This is a genomic window from Pectinatus frisingensis (assembly GCF_015732285.1).
GTDB lineage: Bacteria > Bacillota > Negativicutes > Selenomonadales > Selenomonadaceae > Pectinatus > Pectinatus frisingensis.
Genome location: NZ_WIQU01000003.1, coordinates 1 through 2,723, shown reverse-complemented (window position 1 = coordinate 2,723; position 2,723 = coordinate 1). Strand labels below are relative to the sequence as shown.

General features: G+C 35.0%; 4 protein-coding genes. All 4 read left to right on the top strand.

Annotated elements, in window-relative coordinates:
- Positions 1–790 (top strand): baseplate J/gp47 family protein (locus I6751_RS00235; protein ID WP_196590046.1); only part of this gene is annotated, 790 nt, incomplete at its 5' end.
- On the top strand, positions 783–1,415 hold the full coding sequence (locus I6751_RS00230) for a putative phage tail protein (RefSeq protein ID WP_196590047.1): 633 nt from the start codon (positions 783–785) through the stop codon (positions 1,413–1,415). The genes I6751_RS00235 and I6751_RS00230, both read left to right, overlap by 8 nt.
- 20 nt (positions 1,416–1,435) lie before the next feature.
- Positions 1,436–2,449 (top strand): phage tail-collar fiber domain-containing protein, encoded by a 1,014-nt coding sequence (locus I6751_RS00225; protein WP_196590048.1) that lies wholly within the window; start codon positions 1,436–1,438, stop codon positions 2,447–2,449.
- Positions 2,450–2,723: hypothetical protein (locus tag I6751_RS00220; RefSeq protein ID WP_196590049.1), on the top strand; the 274-nt coding region annotated here is incomplete at its 3' end.

Here is a 2,723-nt window from a genome sequence, read left to right as displayed (position 1 = left end):
GCACAAAACTATTTACAGACCCGCAGGAGCAAATATCATCAAAGGCAGCCTATTTACTACAGTTGCCGATTTGAGATTTTATACACTTGCTGATGCAGTCGTAAGCGCAACCGGTACGGTTATGGTTAAAGCACAATGCAATACAGCTGGAATCGCCGGAATTACTGATGCCAATACAATAGCAAACATTCCATATAGTATACCAGGCATCACTGCGGTAAATAATTTGGAAGCTTCTTATAATGCGTTTAATCAGGAAACTGACGCGCAGCTATTGGCACGTTATTTATTAAAAGTAAGGACACCGGCAACTAGTGGAAATATTTATCATTACCAGCAATGGGCACTATCGGTTGATGGAGTTGGTCAATGCAAAGTTATACCACTTTGGAATGGCAACGGAACAGTAAAAGTAATTATTATTGATAGTAATAATCAGACAGCAAGTGCTGATTTAATAAAAAGTGTGTCAGATTATATTGAATCTGTATACCCAATTGGTGCGACATTAACAGTAACAAGCCCTGCACCATTTGCAATAAATATAGTCGCAAATAGTGTTAAAGGAAATTACGATATGCAAACTATCACCAATAATATTAATGCTTACTTTAATAGTAATGGTTTTTCTTTATCATCTATATCAATTGCACAGATATGTAAAATCCTTTTGTCATCCGGCATAACTGATTATGATTATGATACTTTGCTTGTAAATGGTACTAATAAAGATATACCGATAAGCAATGACCAATTGCCAGTATGTGGGATGGTGACATTAAATGCTTGATCTAAACTGGATGCGGCAGAACAAAGTAGATATATTAAAATACTTACCTGCATTTTTAGCAAAAGACAGCAATTTTAAAAATATAGCAGACGCTTGCAATGCAGAACATGACAGTATAAGGCTGCAATTGCAGGATATATTAAACCAATTTTTTGTATCTACTGCTACATGGGGGTTGACGCTTTGGGAAAATACACTAGCGATAACGCCTAATATAAATGATGATTATATTGCAAGAAGAAACAGGATTTTTTTAAAACTGCAAGCAAACCAAACAAGTACAGTTGAGTATATGACTACTATTGCCAGCAGATATTTTGCGGATAATGCAAATGTGTCTATCGTTCCTGATAATGCAAATTATGCTTTTTCAATAATAGCTGATGCAGTAAGTTTTGATATAGCTGGATTAATTGAAGCAATCAACACTTATAAACCTGCACATTTAGCGTTTTTAATTGTTCATCTTTTGCAGGCAGCGGGAAATATCTATACAGGCGGCATATTACAGGTCTTTAATAAAATAAAAATTCTTCCAGCTGTTGATTTTTCAGTAAATATTAATAGTACGCCTATATTTATTGCTGGAATAGCAAAGACATACAGTGTGGCAAAATTAGAATAAACTAAGAAAGCGAGAAATATATGGCTAAATATCCTAATATAGTAATAACCAATAACGGTCTCAATTTATTTGCCCAGTCACAGGGCAACGGCCAGCTTATTTTTACAGCTATGAAAATAGGGGATGGGACATTAAATATCGGCGATGACATAAAAGCACTCACCAATTTAAAAAATCCCATATTGACAGCAAATATAAGCAACATAGACACAAGCATCAGCGGACAAGCAACACTTACGGCTATTATTAACAATAGTGCTGTTGAGACAGGTTTTTTTGCAAAAGAGTTGGGTATATATGCGAAAATTGGCACAAATGGCACTGAACAACTATATGCTTATACCAATGCCGCTAATTATGCTGACTATATGCCAGACAAAAATACACCTGTCGATGAAAACAAAATAGAAATAACATTAATTATCGGCAATACTACTAATGTAACAGCAATAATAAACGATAGTATTATCTATTTAACAAAAGAAGATACAGATAAAAATATAGCCATTGCCGTTGCGGCACATGATAGTGATGATTCTGCCCATAAAGATATTCGCCAACTGATAAACGATATCATAAAAAACATAGATTTATCACCTTATGCCAAACTATTAAGTCCTGAATTTTCAGGAATACCGACGGCTCCAACAGCGTCGAAAGACACTGATAATATACAAATTGCCACAACGGCTTTTGTCAAATCACTAATAACTGATATACCAGTACCAGTAGCCGATGGTATTATTGCACAATCGCTCGATACCTGGGGTTGGATAAAATTTGCTAATGGATTTATCGTACAGTGGGGACAATCCTCACATCCTGCTTCTGGTGATGCGACTACATTTACTTATCCTTTATCAATGACAACTGTACTTTCTGCATCACTACAAAGATATAGCACAATCGCATTAGCTGAACATAATCCTACTCTACTTTCCTTGGGAACATCAAGTTTAACGTGGGTTAATAAAGGAATAAATGGAAATAACGCAGCAACAACATCACTAATAACTGTAATAGGAGTGGTATAAATGTCAAAAAAATATATAGTTATAAATACAGACGGTAATAATGCTTTTTATGATTCTGATGTTCATGACAATATACCGGACGGAGCACTTGAAATATCTAATACGGACTATCAAACGTTCTTTTCTGATAGCGGGAAATACTATTTTACAAATATTGACAATAAAGCAGTTTTGTCTAAAATAACTTATAGCGCTGACGAAATCAGGCAACAAAAAATTGATGCACTAAATACCGAATATCAACCACAGTTTAATGAAGTGCAAAGACGGAAGA

Coding starts and splice junctions, on each gene's coding strand:
- I6751_RS00230 (WP_196590047.1), top strand. CDS start 783: ATGCTTGATCTAAACTGGATGCGGCAGAACAAAGTAGATATATTAAAA.
- I6751_RS00225 (WP_196590048.1), top strand. CDS start 1,436: ATGGCTAAATATCCTAATATAGTAATAACCAATAACGGTCTCAATTTA.